At 63.8% G+C, this 19,371-nt stretch carries 20 protein-coding genes; 11 read left to right on the top strand and 9 right to left on the bottom strand.

Annotation, left to right across the window (positions count from 1 at the left end; translation table 11 throughout):
* The first annotated feature begins 237 nt into the window (after nt 1-237).
* Complete coding sequence (locus Q8Q83_RS17335) at nt 238-1,956, top strand: SWIM zinc finger domain-containing protein (RefSeq protein WP_305625372.1); 1,719 nt, start codon at nt 238-240, stop codon at nt 1,954-1,956.
* Nucleotides 1,957-2,141: 185 nt separating this feature from the next.
* Here the strand turns inward: Q8Q83_RS17335 and Q8Q83_RS17330 are convergent, their stop codons facing one another.
* Nucleotides 2,142-2,555, bottom strand: a complete 414-nt coding sequence (locus Q8Q83_RS17330; RefSeq protein WP_305625371.1) for an HPF/RaiA family ribosome-associated protein — start codon at nt 2,553-2,555, stop codon at nt 2,142-2,144.
* Nucleotides 2,556-2,781: 226 nt separating this feature from the next.
* Entirely contained in the window at nt 2,782-3,525 is a 744-nt protein-coding gene (locus tag Q8Q83_RS17325; protein ID WP_305625370.1) for an ABC transporter substrate-binding protein, read from the bottom strand.
* Nucleotides 3,526-3,953: 428 nt separating this feature from the next.
* Here Q8Q83_RS17325 and Q8Q83_RS17320 point away from each other — a divergent pair, with 428 nt between their 5' ends.
* Both Q8Q83_RS17320 and Q8Q83_RS17315 read left to right on the top strand, forming a co-directional pair.
* Entirely contained in the window at nt 3,954-5,945 is a 1,992-nt protein-coding gene (locus Q8Q83_RS17320; protein ID WP_305625369.1) for a neutral/alkaline non-lysosomal ceramidase N-terminal domain-containing protein, read from the top strand.
* A gap of 88 nt (nt 5,946-6,033) precedes the next feature.
* Nucleotides 6,034-6,315 (top strand): peptidylprolyl isomerase, encoded by a 282-nt coding sequence (locus Q8Q83_RS17315; RefSeq protein ID WP_305625368.1) that lies wholly within the window; start codon nt 6,034-6,036, stop codon nt 6,313-6,315.
* Nucleotides 6,316-6,380: 65 nt separating this feature from the next.
* On the opposite strand, the gene Q8Q83_RS17310 is transcribed toward Q8Q83_RS17315, so the two are convergent.
* Together Q8Q83_RS17310 and Q8Q83_RS17305 are read right to left on the bottom strand one after the other, a co-directional pair.
* Nucleotides 6,381-7,355 carry a hypothetical protein gene (locus tag Q8Q83_RS17310; RefSeq protein ID WP_305625367.1) on the bottom strand — a complete coding sequence of 325 codons (975 nt, stop codon included), beginning with the start codon at nt 7,353-7,355 and terminating at the stop codon, nt 6,381-6,383.
* Between the two features lie 187 nt (nt 7,356-7,542).
* Entirely contained in the window at nt 7,543-8,304 is a 762-nt protein-coding gene (locus tag Q8Q83_RS17305) for an ABC transporter substrate-binding protein (RefSeq protein ID WP_305625366.1), read from the bottom strand.
* Between the two features lie 164 nt (nt 8,305-8,468).
* Here Q8Q83_RS17305 and Q8Q83_RS17300 point away from each other — a divergent pair, with 164 nt between their 5' ends.
* Nucleotides 8,469-8,717, top strand: coding sequence for a hypothetical protein (locus Q8Q83_RS17300; RefSeq protein ID WP_305625365.1), 249 nt, complete (start codon nt 8,469-8,471; stop codon nt 8,715-8,717).
* Nucleotides 8,718-8,868: 151 nt separating this feature from the next.
* On the opposite strand, the gene Q8Q83_RS17295 is transcribed toward Q8Q83_RS17300, so the two are convergent.
* On the bottom strand, nt 8,869-9,756 hold the full coding sequence (locus tag Q8Q83_RS17295) for an EamA family transporter (RefSeq protein WP_305625364.1): 888 nt from the start codon (nt 9,754-9,756) through the stop codon (nt 8,869-8,871).
* Nucleotides 9,757-9,975: 219 nt separating this feature from the next.
* Between Q8Q83_RS17295 and Q8Q83_RS17290 the strand changes: the two genes are divergently transcribed.
* The 5 genes from Q8Q83_RS17290 to Q8Q83_RS17270 all read left to right on the top strand — a co-directional run bounded on the left by Q8Q83_RS17290 (nt 9,976) and on the right by Q8Q83_RS17270 (nt 13,754).
* On the top strand, nt 9,976-10,677 hold the full coding sequence (locus tag Q8Q83_RS17290; protein ID WP_305625363.1) for a YebC/PmpR family DNA-binding transcriptional regulator: 702 nt from the start codon (nt 9,976-9,978) through the stop codon (nt 10,675-10,677).
* A gap of 173 nt (nt 10,678-10,850) precedes the next feature.
* On the top strand, nt 10,851-11,471 hold the full coding sequence (locus Q8Q83_RS17285) for a hypothetical protein (RefSeq protein WP_305625362.1): 621 nt from the start codon (nt 10,851-10,853) through the stop codon (nt 11,469-11,471).
* Between the two features lie 186 nt (nt 11,472-11,657).
* Nucleotides 11,658-12,419, top strand: coding sequence for an ABC transporter substrate-binding protein (locus Q8Q83_RS17280; protein WP_305625361.1), 762 nt, complete (start codon nt 11,658-11,660; stop codon nt 12,417-12,419).
* An 85-nt stretch (nt 12,420-12,504) separates the two neighbouring features.
* On the top strand, nt 12,505-13,299 hold the full coding sequence (locus Q8Q83_RS17275) for an ABC transporter substrate-binding protein (protein WP_305625360.1): 795 nt from the start codon (nt 12,505-12,507) through the stop codon (nt 13,297-13,299).
* 107 nt (nt 13,300-13,406) lie between these two features.
* Complete coding sequence (locus Q8Q83_RS17270) at nt 13,407-13,754, top strand: DUF2025 family protein (RefSeq protein ID WP_305625359.1); 348 nt, start codon at nt 13,407-13,409, stop codon at nt 13,752-13,754.
* Nucleotides 13,755-13,824: 70 nt separating this feature from the next.
* On the opposite strand, the gene Q8Q83_RS17265 is transcribed toward Q8Q83_RS17270, so the two are convergent.
* Nucleotides 13,825-14,739 (bottom strand): LysR family transcriptional regulator, encoded by a 915-nt coding sequence (locus Q8Q83_RS17265; RefSeq protein WP_305625358.1) that lies wholly within the window; start codon nt 14,737-14,739, stop codon nt 13,825-13,827.
* A gap of 105 nt (nt 14,740-14,844) precedes the next feature.
* On the opposite strand from Q8Q83_RS17265, the gene Q8Q83_RS17260 reads away from it, so the two are divergent.
* Nucleotides 14,845-15,444: a short chain dehydrogenase gene (locus tag Q8Q83_RS17260; protein WP_305625357.1), complete on the top strand. Its 600-nt coding sequence runs from the start codon at nt 14,845-14,847 to the stop codon at nt 15,442-15,444.
* 46 nt (nt 15,445-15,490) lie between these two features.
* Here the strand turns inward: Q8Q83_RS17260 and Q8Q83_RS17255 are convergent, their stop codons facing one another.
* The 3 genes from Q8Q83_RS17255 to Q8Q83_RS17245 form a co-directional block, all read right to left on the bottom strand.
* Complete coding sequence (locus Q8Q83_RS17255; RefSeq protein ID WP_305625356.1) at nt 15,491-16,354, bottom strand: FHA domain-containing protein; 864 nt, start codon at nt 16,352-16,354, stop codon at nt 15,491-15,493.
* Between the two features lie 201 nt (nt 16,355-16,555).
* The gene (locus Q8Q83_RS17250; RefSeq protein WP_305625355.1) at nt 16,556-18,088 is read right to left on the bottom strand and encodes a serine/threonine-protein kinase; all 1,533 of its coding nucleotides are present in this window, start codon (nt 18,086-18,088) and stop codon (nt 16,556-16,558) included.
* Between the two features lie 23 nt (nt 18,089-18,111).
* Nucleotides 18,112-18,897 carry a PP2C family serine/threonine-protein phosphatase gene (locus Q8Q83_RS17245; RefSeq protein ID WP_305625354.1) on the bottom strand — a complete coding sequence of 262 codons (786 nt, stop codon included), beginning with the start codon at nt 18,895-18,897 and terminating at the stop codon, nt 18,112-18,114.
* Nucleotides 18,898-19,191: 294 nt separating this feature from the next.
* On the opposite strand from Q8Q83_RS17245, the gene Q8Q83_RS17240 reads away from it, so the two are divergent.
* Entirely contained in the window at nt 19,192-19,314 is a 123-nt protein-coding gene (locus Q8Q83_RS17240) for a hypothetical protein (protein ID WP_305625353.1), read from the top strand.
* Nucleotides 19,315-19,371: the final 57 nt, after the last annotated feature.

Below are 19,371 nucleotides of genomic sequence, written 5' to 3'. Positions count from 1 at the left end.
GAGGGGGGCGTGCGCCAGTACTGCTCTCTCGTGCGGCGACAAGCTCGCTTAATATAGGTCCACCGTCCTAGGAGGCTGTCCGAGAATGCGGATTTTTGTAGGTTGGGCTGAGCTCCGCGAAGCCCAACATGCTGACCTTGTTGGGCTTCGTTCCTCAGCGCCAACCTACAATTTGCAGCCAATTGCTATTCTCGGACAGTCTCCTAGACCATGGCCCGCACAAGGATCATCGCCAATATGCCCTCTCCCGCCGCTCCGACCCTCGACGACCTGATCAGCCGTGCCGGCCCGATTACCGCCGAACGCGGCCTCCAGTACTTTGCCGAGGGCTTGGTCAGCAACCTGGACATCCGTGCAGACAGCGCCCGGGCGCAAGTACGGGGCAGCACCCGCTATCAGGTCGAGTTGCGCGGCCTGGGGGAGCAGTTCGACTTCAGCTGCACCTGCCCCCATGCCATTCAGGGCAACCTCTGCAAGCATGTGGTAGCCGTCGGTCTGGCCTGGCTCGATGCGCTGGAGCCGGAGCGAGCAGAGGCCGCGATAGATCCCGACCAGGAACTTCGTACCTGGCTGAACCAGCAACCCCAGTCCGTATTGGCGGACCTGCTGTTCGACATCGCGATGCGCGACGACGCGCTCCAGCGCAGCCTACGGCTCAAGCTCGACCTCGGTAAACGCAGCGACGACCCAACCGACAACGCCGAGGCCTGGTACCAGGCCATCGACGAGGCGACCGAGGTCGAGGACTTTCTCGATTGGCGACAAGCTTCAAGCTTCGCCGCCGACCTGGGTGAACTGGCCGATGCCCTCGAACAGTTGCTGACCCCCGAGCGCGCGGCGCTGCTTATCGAGCTGAGCGAATATGCCATCCCCCGCGTCGAGTACGCGTTACAACAGATCGACGACTCCAGCGGGGAGCTGGGGGAAGTGCTGGATCGCCTGAATCAGCTTCATCTGCAGGCCTGCGCCCTGGCCAAACCCGACCCTATAGCGCTCGCCGAACGCTTGTTTGACCTGGAAATGAACGCAAGCTTCGACAGCTTTTACGATTCTGCCCTGCACTACCGGAACGTGCTCGGCAACACCGGCCTGCAGCATTTCCAGACCTTGGCCCTGGCCGAATGGAGCCAGCTGCCGAGGCTAACCGCTAAAGATCAGCGCTCGAATCTCGACAGTAAACGCTCATGCATCACCCGCATCATGGCCACCCTGGCCAAGCTCAGCGGCGATCTAGAAGCCCTGGTCGCCATCAAGGCCCGCGACCTGTCGGCGGCCTACCGCTATTTGAACATCGCCGAACTCTACCAAGAGGCCGGCGCTACAGACATGGCGCTGCACTGGGCCGAGCAAGGTCTGGCGGCCTTCCCCCATAGAACCGACAACCGCTTGCGCGACTTCCTGGCGCAGCAATACCTGCACTGCGGTCGTACTGAACAGGCCTTGCAGCTGACCTGGCTGCAGTTCGACGAAGCCCCCTCGCTGAGCAGCTACCAGAAGCTACTAGGCCTGGCGCAACGCCTGCACTGCGCGCCCGAACAACGCCTGCGAGCACTGGCGCGGCTGGCTAGCGTGCCCGGCGACCGCTCGCTGTTACTGGCCAACGCGCGCTCGTTGCGCCTGGAGATTGCCCTCTGGGAGGAGGATTTCGAGGCGGCCTGGCTGGTCAGCCAACAGGGGGACTGCCCAGAGGCGTTGCTGCAGCAATTGGCTCTCAGGCTGGAAAGTCCACGCCCGATCGACGCCATCGGCCTGTACCGGCGAATGCTGGAGCCGATTATCCAACAGACCAACAATCAGGCCTATCAAAGAGCCATCAACCTGATCCGGCGAATGGGTGAACTGATGCGCGCTCAGCAGCTCGACAGTGCCTTCGCCGCCGAACTGCTCAGGTTGCATCAGCGCTACAAAGCCAAACGCAACTTTATCAAGCTGCTCGATAACCTACTGCGCGGCTGAAGTCCTGCCCGCATCGGGTGCCGGTCTGGCCAAGATTTCACCTCGCGGTCAGGGCGCCCACAGGCAAAGCCTAAGCTCAGAACGTTAGGGAGAATACGACTGCGCCCCCACAGGCAGGCTGAAGGGGCGCAAAGAATGGAGGTGATGGGCAAGCAAGACAGGGCCTGCTGCCGAGGGGTATGGGTTTATACCGCGCGCAGTTGTTGCTCGGCGAGGAAGTCGGCGTGCAGCAAGGCATCCTGCCCTGGCATGTCCATGGCCTCGTTAGCCGGCAACGGCGTGGCGCGTTTGCTACGCAGTTTGCCGAACTGGTGACTCAGGGCGTGGCTGAGTTTCTCGATGGCGCCTTCGATGGCCTGCTCCAGCGACTCGGCCTTGTGGGTTACGGAAATAGGTTGCAGCCCTTTGGGCCGCGCTTCGATCTGGCAGCGCTTGTCCTGGGCGCCGGCCTTCTGGCCATTTTCGTCATTGAGGTGGACGACGATCCGGGTCACCTCCTCGTCGAAGCGTTCCAGCTTGCTGGCAACACTGGCACTCACCCATTCAGCCAGGCGTGCACTGCCTTCGATGTGGTTATCGCTGTGAACTTGGATTTGCATAAAGCTTTCCTTCTTCAACTGTTCGCGAATAGCGTCGCCTCCCACGGCGACGACACCAGCCTACGCCACCTATCCCCCCCTTAGGCAAGCCCTAAAACGCTGGTCTCAGGCAGAAATGCTGGACGCCCTGAAGCACCTGGCGTACAGCGCCATAGGCCGAGCGCCAGCCTGCAGACCATGGCTGCGCGGCCCTCAAGCCCTGCTGCACCAGGCGCAGAGCCGCGGCTTACTGGCCGAGGTAGGTGGCTTTCAGCCGACGAAATTCGGCGGTGCGTTTGAAGGCGCGCAAGGCCGCGTCGAATGCCGCCACCTTGTCGGTCGCCTTGCCCGCATGGGGAAAGGTGACATAGGCCGGGGTCACGTTGAGCGCCGGGCGCAGCAGCTGCGCCTCCTGCAACCGGCCCAGGCCGCGCAGGGTGTAAACGGCGGTGAGGTCATTTTCGATGGCCGCATCGAAGCGCCCGGCGAGCAGCTTCTCGATGTTCTGCACCGGGGTGTTGGCCAGGTCGACCCGCGCCCAAGCGGCGCGGCGCAGGCGTTCGAAGTCGTTATCCACCGCCTTGTCGCGGTACAGGCCAATCGAGTGTTGGCGCATAAAGGCTTCCAGGTCGCCGTTATAGGCGATGCCCTGGTCACGCCGCACCACCAGCACATTGGTCTGATCGAGGATCGGCGTCTGCGGGAAGACCATATAGCTTTCATAGTCGTCGCGACGCAGCACGGTGAGCATCAGGTCGCACTTGCCCTGCTGGGCGTCGGCGACCACGCGCATCCAGGGCATATAGTCGATGCGCAGCCGCCAGTGCAGACGCGTCGCCACCGCCTGGAGGATCTTCACCGCGTAGCCATCGGGCCTGCCCTGCACATCCTGCATGGTTTGCGGGGGCAATGGCAGGCTGCAGGCACGCAAGGCTGGCCCCTCGGCCTGGGCAACGCTGCTCAGTGCCAGGCCCAGCAAGAGGCTAAGCATTGTGCGCAGCGCGCCTGGGGGCCAGCGGCAGCTGTGGGCAGCAATTCGCAGTAGCGGTCGCAAGTGACGCACGGGCATGTAGCGGGCTCCTGTTGCAAATGCTCAAGGTAAGGGCGGCGGCATCGCGCTGGTGGCGCTGGCTCGCGAAATGGGTTGAACGAAGCGCTGGGCATACGGCTGCAGATCGGTGCGGCGTTCGGCCGCAGACCTTAACCTGCCGCCCGCGTATTTGCATGCCCTGCTGAAGTCGTCCTGTGACGCAGCCCGACTCCGCGCGGTAACAACCGCCGGCTGAGGGGCGCGCCAGGCAGGTGCGCCGCGCCGAACGCCCTGGCCATTCTCGGCGACAATCTGGCCGGATCAACCTTGTACTGACGTGCCAATTTAACGCTAGGATGGCGCTCCCTACGAAATGGGAGTCCATTGCCATGCGCCTCGCCCTGCTTGCCCTGTGCACCGTGCTGCTGACGGCCTGTCAGTCGCCCGAGCTGCACTATGAGTTCGCCAACGCCGCCCCACAGCCCGCTGCCGAGCAGAGCGCTGCGTTGCTCGGCGCCGCGGTGGAGGTGGATATCACCCCGCCGCCGGGCTTGCCCAAGGACGGGTTTGCCATCTGGTCGGCCTATGGCGATGGCTTTCGCACACGGCTGAAAGCGCGGGTGTTCTACCTGCGCCCCAAGGGCGGCGAACCCTTGGTGCTGGTGCAGAGCGACTTGCTGGCCGGCTCGGAGATTCTCCATGCGGCCCTCAGCCAGCGGCTGGCGGCAGTCAGCGAGATAGCGCCGCAGAACCTGGTGCTGGCCGCCAACCACACCCATGCCGCGCCGGGGCAGTACTTCGGCAACGACTTCTACAACCAGCGCGCCAGCAATGCTGCCGGCTTCGATCAGCGTTGGTTCAACTTTCTCGCCCAGCGCATCGAAGGCGCGATTCTGCAAGCCCGCGGCCAGCTGCGCCCGGCCAAGCTGGCGGTGGGACAGAGCGATATCTGGGGACAGACACGCAACCGCGCGCTGGAACCCTACCTGAACAACCCCGAAGTGACCGACAAGGACGCCAGCCCGGCGCGGGTGTTCCAGGCCATCAACCCGACCCTGACCCTGGTGCGCATCGATCTGCAGGATGACGATGGCCAGTACCGGCCGCGGGGGGTGTTTTCCAGCTTCTCCATCCACGGCACCGGCATCGGCTCGGACACCGCCTTCTACCACGCCGATGTCTGGGCCTATATCGCCAATGAGCTGGCCTGGCGCGTGCAGCAGCAATACGGCTTGCACGAAAAACCCATCCACGGCGCCTTCGAGGCGACCCACGGCGATGTGGCGCCCAACGTCAAGTTCGAGCACCTCAGTTATGTCCAGGCCCGGCGCGTCGGCAGCAATATCGGCGCCCAGGCCTTTGCCCTGTTCCGCCAGCTGGATGGCCAATTGCATGAACGGGTCGAGCTGCACAGCGCCCTGCGCGAGGTGGATGTGCTGCAGCAGCCGAGCATCGGCAGCGCCAGCCTGTGTCAGCCGGGCATAGGTGCCGCACTGGCCGCAGGCCCCATAGAGCACCATTCCCCGCTGATCTGGCGGCTGCCCTTTATCCATCCGGGGCAGCCGAAAATCTGGTTCGCCGATGACTGCCAGGGCGCCAAGCACTGGCTCGGCACCCACTGGCTGCAGCCGCTGATTGCGCCGACTGAGGAGTTTCCCCATCGCCTGCTGATCCAGACCCTGCAGATAGACAACAGCTACTGGGCCATGCTGCCGTTTGAAGTGACGGTGATGAGCGGCCAGCTGATCGCCGAGCAGATGCAGCAACGCCTCGCCCAAGCCGGGCGGCCAGCGGCGCCGGTGGTGGTCAGCAGCGTGGCCAACGGCTACACCGGCTGCGTCACCACGCCGGGCGAATACGCGCTGCAGTATTACGAAGGTGGGCATACCCTCTATGGCCCGCAGACCGCGCCGTTTCTGGCGCAGCACAGCGGCCGGCTGCTCGGCGAGATGCTCGAGCGCGGCAACTTCGCCGAGTTACCCGCCAGCCGTGATTTCGACCTCGACAGCGGCAACTTCTGGCCCGCGTCGGCGCCACAGGAGCCAACACGCCAGCTGTTGCAGCAGCCCCAACTGATCAATACGGAAGAAGAGCCCTACTGGCGTGTGCGCTGGCAAGACCAGCCCAGCGCCGCCATGGCCTTCGACCAGCCGCTGTTGCAGGTTGAAACCCTCCAGCACGGCGCCTGGCAGCCGCTCGTTCGCGAGGGGCGCCGTGAGGACGACCAGGGCTTCGATCTGGCCGTGCGTTGGCTGGGCGGCAACCACTATGAAGCGCGCTGGTACAACCCGGCTGCCGCGAGCCAGCCCTACCGCCTGCGCATCGCGCCCCGGGCCGGGCAGGCGGCGCTGTTGGTCGAGTTGAAGACCAGTGCCGAGTAAGCCGTGCAACCCCGCCATAGCCAGCCGGCGTTTGACTCGCCGGTCGATTACGGTAGGCTTTAGCGCTTCTTTGAAAGGAGTAATCCCCATGGCCCGCGCCACTGCCCGTCACCTCCTGGTTGCCACTGAAGCCAAGTGCAACGAACTGAAAGCCGCTATCGAAGGCGGCGCCGACTTCGCCCAAGTCGCCAAAGACAACTCCACCTGCCCATCCAGCCGCAGCGGTGGCGACCTCGGCTCCTTCGGCCCGGGCCAGATGGTCAAGGAATTCGACAGCGTGGTGTTCAGCGCCCCGCTCAACGTGGTGCAAGGCCCGGTGAAAACCCAGTTCGGTTACCACCTGCTGGAAGTCACCAGCCGCCAGGACTGATTCTGTCCAAAGCTGCATGAACGCTTTAACGAAAAAGGCGGGCTGATTGCGATCGGCCCGCCTTTTTACTGTTTATCCGCCGGCCCCTTGGCTTTGTCCACCGGGGTTTTCGACACCTCCTTCCAGCCCACGTCCCAGGGGCTGTTGAGCCAGGTCTTAAGCCGGCCGATAAAACCGGGTGCAGCGGCGGGCGGCGTATCCGCATGCGCTACCGCCAACGGGCTGGCGCTGGCGGGCAAGACGGATGCCGGCGCCCGCGGAGCCGCTTCGCTGGCGGCTGCAGGTTCGGCTGCGGCGGGTGCAGCTGTAGCCGGTGCAGCAGTGGCGCCCGGCTGATCCCCGGCGACCTCGATAGACTCGATCGGCATGGGCAAGTCGCTCAGGCTCCGCCCCGCCTCGATGTGCGCCAGATCGGCGGCCAGGGCCTGGTCCATTTCGCGATAAAACTGCCGCTGGCTCTCGACACAGGCGGGATTGCCGAGTATCAGCGCCAGGTCGTTGCGCATGCCGCCGATATGCCGCACCAGGGCCTGGCTGATGCTCTGCTCCTTCTGCTCGACCCCGGCCAGGCGCTGCTCGATTTCGTTGCGCGGTAACTCGAACTGCAGCGGCGGCAAACTACGGCCGCGGCGCGCCAGCAGTACCCGCATGGCAATCGAGGTACGGGCGAGGCGATTGAATTCGTGAAGATGAGGATTGATCTGCTCAAGATCGAGCAAAGAGGCATGGGCATCGTCCACCAGCTGCAAGGCCAGCTGGCTGATTTCCGCCAGGCCATGGTGCACCCGCTGGTCGAGGTGCTGGATACCGTTTTGCATCTCGGCAACGCTGAGGCCGGCTACCCGTTTACGAATTTTCTCGAACGAGCGCATATCGGCCAACGACAGCTGGATATGGCCGCCGGTGCCCAACTGCAGTACGCCTTGCAGCGCGATACGCAGCTGATCCAAGGCCTCGGTCAGGCGAATCAGGCCGAGCAGCACCGCACGTTTTTTCTCCAGCAGGGCCACCTGCTGGTTGAATGTGAGGGAATTATCCACGCCGTGCCCTTGCCTCCACACCCGCCAAGCGAAGCTATAGGGGTCTTGGCAGCCCAGAGCTACAGGCAACCTTGGCCCCTCCTATTGCCCATTCTGCAGCAAAGCCGCCGGCCTCGAAACCGGCATGGATGCGGGGCGCCAGCAAACGCCTCAGGGCAACGTACCACAGCGCAGCAGAGCCACGGGGCTAAGGCATAGCCGGCGCCGTATCGGCATTCGACTCATCCCAGGCGCGGCGGATCAGGCCCTGGGCAGCGAGCTCGCGCAGGGCCTGGTCGACCTTGGGCAGCAGGGCGGCATGCTTGTGATGCAGGAAGGTATGCAGCGGCACCTGATCGATCAGCCCGAGGGCATGCAATCCAGCCGGCAGTGCGCCGCGCGCGGCCAGTTCGCGCAGCGCCAGGCGCGCCGAATTCTTCTCCAGAATCGCCACCTCGATACGCCCGGCCTCGAGCATCAGAAACAGTTGCTCGGCCTTGGCGGTAAAGCTGATCTGCATGCCCCGGGTGTGGTACTCGACGTGTTTGACGCCCATTTCCCCGCCCAGGCGGTAGGGCGCCAAAGACGACCAGCCAGCCAACGGCAGCGGCTGCTGGGCAAAAGCATAAAACTCCACCGCACCGACCGGGGTGGGCACCGGTTCGAGGTTGGGGAACTCCGCGGCGACGGCCATCACGCGAAACAGCTCGCCGTCATAGGCGCCAGCATTGGCCTGGGCCAAACCACGACGCCATGGCAGGCGCACCACCTGCAGGCGATAGCCAAGCCGCGCATAGGCCTGGGTCATGATGTGGTCGACCACCAGGGTGGTCTGGTCGTGGGTCTCGCCCGTGGTCAGGGTGATGATGGGTCGCTCAGCGGCCAGGGCAGGCAGCAGCACGGCGGCCAGCAGCCACACATAGCAGCGGCTGCGCATTACTCGCCAGCCGCGGCCCTGTTCAACGCCCATAGCGATAAACCTTGCGGATAAAGTTAGCGCTAAGCGTGGTCGCAACTACGCCAAAGCGCCACTTGCCGCGACAAGCGCCGGAGTACGATCAACGGAGGTGGCGCGGCCCAATATCCCGCTATACTCGCGCCCCACTTTATTCTCTCGGCCGCCGCGGACCCACCATGACCAGCACGCAATCGCCTGACACCTCCCCCACCGCTCAGGCTGCCGACCTTGAACCCGGCAACGCTGTCGCCAGCGAGCCGACCGCGGCCAAAAAGGCGGGCTTTGCCTCGCTGTTTTCCGCGGCCAAGACGGCCTCAGGCCAGCAGGACGACCAACCCTGGCACCAGAAGGGCAATAAATCCGCCCACGAGAAGAAGATCGGTCCGGCGCCCAATGGCACCCGACGCTCCATGGGCAAGCGCTAAGAACCTGTCCACGATCTGCTGCGCGTCGGCCGGACTGCGTTAAAACTGGCCTCGGGATGCTCATTTACAGCTCGTAAACTCCGCTCCCTCAACCACTTTTGCCTTGCCCGGCTCTAGCTCGCGAGACCGTGAACAGATTCTAAGTTCTAGCCTATCGGACCAGGCGCAAGCGCAGGAGGCCGTATAACCAGCCGCCACCGACATTCAGCAACAAGCCCAGCATTACCAGCAGCGCACCGAGCAGTTGCCAGCGACTCAGCTGCTCGTCCAGCAGCAGTGCCGCAGAGCTCAGCCCCACCACCGGCACCAGCAACGAGAAGGGTGCCACCTGGCTGGCCGGGTAGCGCGACAGCAGCCGACTCCACAGGCCATAGCCCAGCAGAGTGGCGCCGAACGCCAGGTAGAGCAGCACCAGTATCGAATCCAGGTTAATGCCACGCAGCGCGCTGGCCATCACCTGCGGCCCGTCCAGCAGCCAGGACAAGCCGAGAAAGGGCAACGGCGGGATCAGGCTGCCCCATACCACCAGGCCAACCAGGTTAACCTTGCCGAGCTTGCGCGTGACTATATTGCCCTGCGCCCACATGGCCGCCGCGCAGAGGGTCAGGACGAAACCACCCAGGGTCATGCTGTGCCCGCCCTGCAGGCCGATCAGCGACAAGCCCGCCGCCGCCACCAACAAGCCGAACAGGTTGGCCAACTGCAGGCGCTCACCGAGCAACAGCACGGCGAAGCCCAGGGTGAAGAACGCCTGGGCTTGCAGCACCAGCGAGGCCAGGCCAGCCGGCATGCCCAGCGCCATGGCGGAGAAGAGAAAGGCGAACTGCCCCAGCGAGATGCTCAGCCCGTAGGCCAGCAACCAGCGCAGCGGTATCTGTGGGCGCCGGATAAACAGAACCGCCGGAAAGGCCGCCAGGATAAAGCGCAGCGCTCCCAGCAGCATCGGCGGCATGTCGTGCAGGCCGACCTTGATCACCACGAAGTTCAGGCCCCAGACGATGATCACCACCAGGGCCAGCACTAAATCCTTGGGCGACATGGCGGCCCCCTCAGCGACAGACGTGCCTAGATTAAAGCCGTCCACGGCGCTTAGCGGCCTATACAGTGGCCGGACAAATCGGCCATACAGCGGGCCTTGCTCCGGAAATTCCCACTCAATTAGCCGCCTGCTCGGCGCTGCAGGTGCCGCAGGCGCCTCGAAGGGCTAGAATCGCAACCTTGATCACCCATCTATTAACCTGCAACGACGAGATGACCCATGGGCGCCCAGTGGAAAGCCAAACCTAAAGAAGCCGCCGCCAACGCCAGAGGCAAGATTTTCGGCCGGCTGGTCAAGGAAATCATGATCGCCGCCCGTAACGGCGCCGATCCGGACATGAACCCCAAGTTGCGTTTGGCCGTGCACCAGGCGAAGAAAGCCTCGATGCCCAAGGAAACCCTGGAGCGCGCGATCAAGAAGGGCGCGGGCCTGACCGGCGAAACCGTGCACTTCGAGCGCACCACCTATGAAGGCTTCGCGCCCCATCAGGTGCCGGTGATAGTCGAGTGCCTGACCGATAACATCAACCGCACCGTGGCCGAAATCCGCGTGCTGTTCCGCAAGGGTCAACTGGGCGCATCCGGCTCGGTGACCTGGGACTTCGACCATGTCGGCCTGATCGAAGCCTCCTCGGACAGCGGCGCCGACCCGGAACTGGCGGCGATCGAAGCCGGCGCCCAGGACTTCGAGCCGGCCGATGAAGGCAACACCCTGTTTATCAGCGAACTCACCGACCTCGACGCCGTCTGCCGCGCCCTGCCCGAACAAGGCTTTACCGTGAACTCGGCGCAGTTGGGCTATCGGCCGAAGAACCCGGTGACCAACCTGAGCGCCGCGCAACTGGAAGAAGTCGAAGCCTTCCTCGAAGCCATAGACGCCCACGATGACGTGCAGAACGTCTACGTCGGGCTCTCCGGCTAACAGGCGGCGCCCGCAGCCCCCAGGCCAACGCCCGGGGGCCCTTTAATGGTTATGGGTTGCGCGCAAAGGACATTGATCACAGCCTGCAGTCAGCAAAACGAGTAGAATCGCCGCCCGCCGCGCCTCCAGCGCCCAGCGTGGACACAAGGACGTTGTCACACAGGAGTTTTACCGTGCACAAATTTCTCACCCTGGCTGCCTGCTGCTTGCTCGCAGCCTGCGCCAGCGATCCGCAGGCGCTTTACCAGGAGTCGGTCAAGGCCGGCAACAGCCCGATGGCCAAGAGCACCCTGGAGGCCATCCATAACACCCAGGCCATCCCCCTGCCGCTGAGCCCGGGGCTGCTGGCAGAGCAATGGCCGATCGGCGCCGACGAACCGCGCCTGGACTTCGGCAGCTCGATTTCCAATTACCGGGTGTTTTCCCTGGAACTGAAAAAGGGCGAACGCTACACCCTCAACGTCGACTCGCTATGCAATAAACCCTGCATAAGCTTCAACAAGCTGGCGCTCAAGCCCCGCGCGCTGCTGCTCGATGCCTACGGCACGGTGATCGCCCACAAGCCCTCGCGCGCCTCAGCCGTGGTCGGCCAGATCAGCCTGAGCTGGGATGGCGAAGCCCCGGAAGATGGCACCTACTACCTGCTGGTGGCGGCGGACAACGACAACCTCGGCGAAACCATAGTGATAGACGACGTGTGGGTGAACAACTCGCCGCTGATGGCGGTGCCAGTCGGCATGCAGAGCTCGCCCTTCGGCAAGATCAGCGCCTTCGCCACGCCGAAGAAGGACTGATCCCGGACAACCCGCACGGCAATAGCCTCACAGCCGCGCAGCCCCAGCTGACCGCCCGCTGCGCCCCCCTGCGCGGCAGCCAAGCGCCTGGCGGCGATCACGGCCAACGCCAAGCATGGCCCCACCGTCAACTAACCTTTAACCCCAGCATCTCCCTACATACCCTGTGGCCACGAAGATATCTGCGTGAAAACCCATTCCGTCCGCTACCTGCTCTGCGCGCTGCTGATGGTGCTGACTCAGGATGGCGCGGCGCAGGAGCCGCTGACCATCAAGATTGCCTTCGAAGACTGGCCCCCCTGGATGATCGCCACGCCAGAGGGAGGGCTGCCCGGCGGTGCGGCCGTGGACTTGCTCAACGAAGCCATGCAGCAGATGGGTATCCAAGGGCATTACATCAACCTGCCCTTTGTTCGCGCACTCAAGGAGCTGGATAAGGGCTCAATCGACTTGCTGATGCTGGTCGCCCGCAGCCCCGATCGGGATAGCTATATGGTGTTTTCCGATGCGGTACTGAACCAGCGCACCCTCTTCTGCTACTCCAACCAGCGCAGTGCCGGCTTTAGCTGGAGCCGCCTGGAGGATCTGGCGCGATACAAGGTCGGCATCACCCGTGGCTACACCTATAGCGGGCGGCGCGCGGCCATTTTCCGCCACGCCAAGAGCGTCGAGGACAGCGTATCGGACGAACAGAGCCTGATCAGGCTGATGGCTGGGCGAGTGGATGTCGCGGTGTTCTTCGAGAGCACGCTGCCCGCCTTTCTAACCAAGTACCCGCAGGCCAAGCAGGAGCTGCGCTGCCACGCCAAAGCCTTGATGGAAACCCAACTGCACTTCGGCATTTCCAAGAAATCCGCGCTGCTCGCCAAGCTGCCCAGGTTCAATCGAGTGATTGAGCAGATCAACGCACGCCACTCACTGCTCGAACGCATCAGCCCCAAGCACTGAGCAGCCGCCGAGCGCCTGCCGCAGGTCAGCTAAGCCGCTAACGGGTAAGCTACCCAGGCACCTATAACAAGAATTCGGATCACCCATGCTGCCTAAGCTGCTTACCGGCCTGCTCGTCGCCACCCTCTACTGTACTCAGGTGCCGCTGCTGCAGGCCGCTCCAGCCGCCCAGCAGGCGCCTATCCGCGTGGGCTATATCGAGTTTCCGCCCTACTCCTACACCGATGCGCAGGGCCAGCCGGCCGGGCACTTGCTCGAGTTCTTCCGCCTGGCGGCGCAACGAGCCGGCTATCAGACGCAATTTACCGCCTACCCCAGCTATCGCCTGTTCAAGTCGATGGAAACCGGCCTGATCGAGATGAGCCCTTCGCTGGTCCGCCATCCGGTGATGTCGCAGTACACGGTGCGCAGCCGCTATTTGGTCGCCCGGGTGCTGCTCAATCTGTACTACAAGGATCGGCCGCCACCGGCGCAGTTGGAGCAGTTGCGCAATATCCGCCTGCTGCACATCCAGGGCCTGGTCTACCCCGGCTCGCCGCTGGCGGCCCTGGCCCAGGACCCGGGCAACGGCATAGTGCAGATAACCGCCCCCACCCACCTGGCGGCGGTGCAAATGATGCAGTTGCAGCGCGCCGACTACCTGCTCGATTACCAGGACCCGGCCGAAACTGCATTCAAGGCCAGCCATCTGCCACCGCTGCCGCATGTCACCCTGCTGCAGCAGGACTTCACCATCGCCTACTCCCTGGAATCGCCGCGCGCCCAGCAGCTGCGCGACGAGCTGGACCGGGCCATCGAGGCGCTACAGGCGCAGGACGGATTGCCGCCGCAGTACCGCCAGATATTTCCCTACGCCAGCGAGACCGCCAACCCGCTGTAACTGCCCACCGATTGATTGATCCTGAGCAAGATGCCCCGCGCGCCGGGCCTTAGCCTGTGACGACCAGTTCCACGGGCTCAGCCCCCGTCGTCATCCATGAGGTCTCTATGAGCATTACCTCCGCCAGCATCTGCGCGGCCGCCGACCGGCTGCAGGGTTTCGTCGGTTACAACCGCAAGACCTCGCAATATATTCTGCGTTTTTCCGAAGACGCCTTTGGCCTCGACGTGCCGCAGCAGAGCATCATCCCCAGCTGCGAGTTCGTCTGGCAGGCCTTCGATGGCGACTTGATGCGGCTTGAGCGTAGCCGCCTGCAACTGCTGTTCGCGCAGAATATCGATGAGCGCCTGAATATCAGTGAACCCTTGCGCCTGTATATGCGCCGCCAGGACCTGCCGGAGATTACCGCCCAGCGCAGCCTGCTCAAGGGCCGAGAGCAGGCCGAGACCTTGTAGCAATAGACGCTGAGGACGCTTAACTAGCCTGCGCAGCCCGCTGCAGGCGCGCTGAGGGCAAGCCCGAGAGTCAAGCAGCCAACCCGGCCAGCAGCTGACGGCTGCGCTCGAACCAGGCCAGGAGGAAATCCGCCAGTACCTGGGTGCGCTTGGGCAGCCCGCCTTGGTAGGGGTGCACCAGAAACACCGGGGTGCTGCGTGTCTGGTAGTCGCGCAACAGCCAGCGCAAACGACCGTCGCCCAACTCCTCATGCAGCATATAGGACGGCAGCCGGGCGATGCCGGCTCCCGCCAACGCCGCCTTTTTCAGCAGGCCGTACTGGTTGCAGGCCAAGGGCCCGGCGACCCTGACCCGGCTGAGCGCATGCTGACGGTGGTACAGCCACTCCTCGGGATCGCTGTAGTGGCTGTTGATCAAGCAGCTGTGCGCAGCCAACTCGGCCGGCAGCCCGGGCTCGCCATGCTGCGCCAGGTAAGCCGGGCTGGCGCAGGTCAGCTCCTGCATGGCGAATAGCGGTTTGGCCACCAGGCGCTCATCGCTCTCGACGGTGGAGCGGATCGCCAGGTCGAAGCCATCGCGCACCAGATCGCGCCGGCCGTTATTCAACTCCAGCTCCAGGCGCACCTGCGGGTAGCGGCGGGCGAACTCCAGCAGCAAGGGCTCGAAAAAGGTTTCCCCCAGGGAGACCGGCACCGTCAGGCGCACCAAACCGGCCGCCGTCTCCTGCAGGCGCAGCACGCTCTGCCGCGCGCGCTCGGCCTGCGCTTGCAGCGCCTGGGCCTCAGGCAGCAACACCGCGCCGGCGGCGGTCAAGCTCAGGCGGCGCGTGGTGCGGTGCAGCAGGCTGATGCCCAGGCGCTCTTCGAGCAGGCGAATGCGCTTGGATAACTGGCCCTTGCTGCAGCCCAGACGATCCGCTGCCAGGGTGAAGCTGCCGGCCTCGATCAGGATGGCGAAGGCCGACAGGTCATCCATCTCGCTCATTATTGTTTCCCCATGAAAACCAAAGCTTTCCAATTAGCACGCTTATCAACTTGAATCATCGCTTTAGACTGGCCCCACAACAACCCACCCCAGAGGAACCAACAGATGAAAATTCTCTTAGTAGGCGCCAGCGGCACCATAGGCAGGGCCATCGACCAGGAACTCAGCCAGCGCCATGAGGTTGTGCGCATCGGCCGCAGCAGCGGCGATTTGCACGTGGATATCCGCGACAGCGCCTCGATCCGCGCCTTGTTCAAGCAAACCGGCGCCTTCGATGCGCTGGTCAGCGCCGCCGGCAACCTGCACTTCGGCGCCCTGGCCGAGATGAGCGCGGAGCACTACGCGATTGGCCTGAACGATAAGCTGATGGGCCAGGTCAACCTGCTGTTGATCGGGCGCGAGTACGCCAATGACGGAGCCTCCTTCACCCTGACCTCGGGCGTGCTCAGCGACGACCCGATCCGCTACGGCAGTTCGGCCAGCATGGTCAACGCCGCCCTCGACGGCTTCGTGCGGGGCGCGGCCATCGAGATGCCGCGCGGCATGCGCGTCAATGCGATCAGCCCGACCCTGCTGGAGGAATCCGTGGCGAGCTTCGGCCCCTACTTCCGCGGCTTCAAGCCGGTGCCGGCGGCCAGCGTGGCGCTGGCCTACGCCAAGAGTGTGGAGGGCGCGCAGAACGGCCAGGTCTATCGAGTGCTGTAAGACGAAGCGCCGCCAGCCAGGTGCAAAACGGGCTGACGGCGCATAGTCAGAACAGCGTGGCCACCGCCACGGCTGTGGCGGTCAACAGCAACAGCACAGCCAAGCCCAGCAGCAGCCACTTGCTCGGCCGCGCTGGCGGCGCGGCGCCAGGCGCGGGAGTGAGCAGCGGGTTGGCCTTGGCGGCGCTGCGCAGCGGATTGGCCGTACTGGCCGCCGAGCTGCTCACGGCCGCTGGCTTGAGCGGCTTGGGCAGGTCGATGGCGCGCATAAACAGCGTGGCGTCTTCGTCCTCAGTTTGCGCGACTTCGACCTTGGGCCCGATCACCAGCAGGGTCACCGAGCCCATCTTCAATTGATCGCCCGGTTGCAGCACGGCCGTGGCGACTTTCTGCTGGTTGACCAAAATACCGTTGGCCGAGGCCAGGTCTTTGACTTCCAGCACATCGTCCTTGAGGAAAAACTCGCAGTGGCGGCGCGACAGTTCCTGGTCGCTGAAACACAGCTCGCACTTGACCGAGCGACCGAAGGTCATGGAGCCGTTGATATGGAATTTCTTGCCCTCATGCTCGCCCTGGATCACCTGGAGGAACCAGCGCGCGGCATTCTCGACCTTGACCTGGCTCTTGGCCGGATCGACGAACAGCAACTCGACCGCGCCCAGGCGCACGCGGTCGCCGGCGCGGATCTGGAAGCGCGCGCCGATGCGTTCATCGTTGACGAAGGTGCCGGCCGTGCCGGAGAAATCGGTGAGGTAGTAGAAGCCGTGGTCCTGGCGGATTTCCGCATGAAAGGGACCGATGCCGGCGTCCGTCAGCACCAGGCTGTTGCGGCTGTCCTGGCCGATGGTGAAGCGTTCGTCGACCAGCCAGATCGGCGCCTGACGATTGTCGCTGAAGTGAATCCTGAGCATATTCGACTCGTACCTCGAAGCAGTGGCGCAAAGACTAGCAGCCGACCAGGCAGGTTGTGTGAAAACTACTGCGCTCGGTTATGCGGCGTTAAAAACAGGCTCAAAATGCTCATTTACAGCTCGTAAACTGCGCTTTTTCGCCTGTTTTTGCCTTGCCTAACCTTCGCTCGCTACGTTTTTACACAGCCTGCAGGGCGCGGCTTAATTATTGAAAATATTGTTCCACAGACGCTTGATCGGGTTCTGCGTCGCCGGCTTCTGCTGTGCCGACGGCGCACTGCGCGGCGTGGCGCTACGGGGCTTGGCGACGCTTCTCGGGGTCTGCGCCGCGCGCACCCGCCGCGCGTGATCGGCGGCCATTTTCAACAGCTGCGCATTGCCCGGTTCGACTTCCAGGCCCTGCTGGATCGCCTCCAGCGCCCGGGTAAACTCGCGGCGCTTGTAGGCCTGCTCGCTGTGCTCGATAAAGCGCTGGGCGATGTGCTTGAGCCCGGCCAAAGCCAGTAGATTCTCCGGTTCCCAGGCCAGCACCTGGCGGAAATAGAAGGTCGCGCTGTCGTCCTCGGGCAACAGCAGTTTCTCCTCCTGCAGACGCTGCTCGGCCTGCGCCAGGTAGCGGCCGATGCGCGCCTGCAATACCCGGCTCAGGCCGTCCAGGGCCTGGGCGTTGTCCGGGTCGAGCAACAGCGCCTGGCGGAACAGGTAGTCGGCGTTGTCCTGCACCGGCTCGAGCAACTGGCCCTCGCCCAGGCGCTGCTCGGCCTGGGCCAGCAGGTTGTTGATCTGCAGCTGCTGGTAAGCGTAATAGCCCCCGCCTGCGACGCCGCCGAGCAGCAGCATGCCAAGCACGAGCCATAACCAGAGCGGCCTGGGCTTGGCCGCCCGGGGTTTGCCCAGCTGCAACGCCGGGGCGATGCGGGTGTTGTCCAGGTCCTGCGCATTGAGTTCATCCAGGCTGGCCAGCAGCACCTTGCAGTCGGCAAAACGCTCGTCAGGGTCCTTGGCCAGCATGCGTTCGAGCAGCCACTGATAGTTCTGCAAATGCGCCGGCAGAATCGGCACGTCCATCTGCACATGGTTCATCACGGTTTGCGGGTAGCTGGCGCCGCGGAAGGGATTCGCGCCGCTGAGCATCTCCAGCAGGATCACCCCCAGGCTGTATATGTCGGTGCGCGCATCCAGGGGCTGGCACTGCGCCTGCTCCGGGCTGCTGTAGGCCGGGCTGCCGACGGCGATGCCGAACTGGGTGAGGTCGTGGTCCAGCTCCATTGCCTTGGCCACGCCAAAGTCGGTGATCACCGCGGTGCCGTCCGCGCGAAAGAGGATATTCGCCGGCTTGATATCGCGGTGCACCAGGCCCTTGTCATGCACCACCGCTAGGCCGCTGGCGATCTGCCGGACGATGCGCAGGGCGCGCTGCGGCTCGAACACCTCGCCCTTGCGCTGCGCCAGGTCACCGCCGGGCACGAATTCCATGGCCAGGTAATAACGGCCATCGGCCAGCTGGTCGATGTCATAAATGGTGATGATCGAGGGATGATGCAGGGAGGCGACTATATGGCCTTCCTTGATAAAGCGCTGGCTGAAGGCCTGGTCGTCGGCGCTCAGCAGCACCTTGACCGCCACCTTGCGGTGCAGCGATTCCTGGGTGGCCAGGTACACCTCGGCCATACCGCCTTTGCCCAGGCGGCCGTGCACCTGGTAGCCGGGTATCTCGATCAAGGATTCAGTCATGGCAGTCAGCGCACATCTAGTGATTAGGGTTTGCGGGGGTTGAACAGGCGGCTGAGAAAGCCGCGCGGCCTGGGTTCGACGCTGGGCGGGGCGACGCCACGGCCGAGCACGATACAGGAGATATTGTCCTTGCCGCCCATTCGGTTGGCCTGGGCAATCAGCTCGGCCACCAGTTCATCGAGAGTATGGGCGTTGCTACACAGTTGCTGGATCTGCTCATCCCGAAGCTCGCCCGTCAGGCCATCGCTGCACAACAGCAGCAACTCATGGGCGCCCAGGCTACCGTGCAACACCCCCACGTCCAGCTGCTGATCGTCGCGGCCCAGGCACTGCAGTATGACGTTGCGCTGCGGATGGCTGCGCGCGGCTTCCGCACTCAGCTGGCCGGCATCGATCATGGCTTGCACCCAACTGTGGTCGCGGGTCAGGCGCTCGATATGCTCGGCACTGATGCGATAGGCGCGACTGTCGCCGACCCAGGCGATGACAAAATCGGCCGCGTTGAACTGCGCCGCCACCAAGGTGGTGCCCATGCCACGGCCCTCGCCTGGGCTCGCTGCGACGGCCAGCACCGCGCGGTTGGCGACATGCACCGCCTCGACCAGTTCGACACCGGCGGCGCAGGCCTCATGCAGGCTTTGCAGGGCCAGCGCGCTGGCCACTTCGCCGCACTGATGCCCGCCCATGCCGTCGGCTATGGCCCACAGATTCAATTCGGGGCAACACAACAACGCATCTTCGTTATGCCCACGCACTTGGCCGGTGACGCTTTGCCCGGCATATATCAGTGGTTCGTCGTTCAAACTCATCTAGGGCGCGTTCTCAATGGGTTCCCTGATTGCGTTGCCGCTGGGCAATAGCGGCCATGATGCGACCAGCGCCGCGCGCTGTCACCGGCCGCGTCTGAGATTGCCGAGGAACTGTTAACCAGTCGAACAGTCCGCAACCAGCGTCTGGGCCTCTGACTGAAGCGCCCCTGCTATTCTCAAGCCATGGGCGTAGACTGCACATGAGCCCGACTCATGCCACGGCGGAGGTGACGATGCAAAAAAACGCAACTATCACCGCATCACTCAAGCGCTAACTAGACCGAGGTGAAGATCATGAGCAAAGGTATGGATTCCAAGAAGCAAGACAAGAAAAAGCCGCTGAAAAGCGCCCAAGAAAAGCGTTCGGCGAAAAAAGCTAAGCATGTCGACAAAGGCCTGCTTGGCAGCCACAGCTGATCCGATCCAGGTCTACGCAGGCTAACGGCCTGCGCAGACCTGGACCACGCACCCGTC

The organism is Pseudomonas sp., assembly GCF_030696055.1.
Taxonomy (GTDB): domain Bacteria; phylum Pseudomonadota; class Gammaproteobacteria; order Pseudomonadales; family Pseudomonadaceae; genus Aquipseudomonas.
The sequence above is the reverse complement of the archived record's forward strand: the minus strand, read 5'-3'. Positions and strand labels throughout refer to the sequence as shown.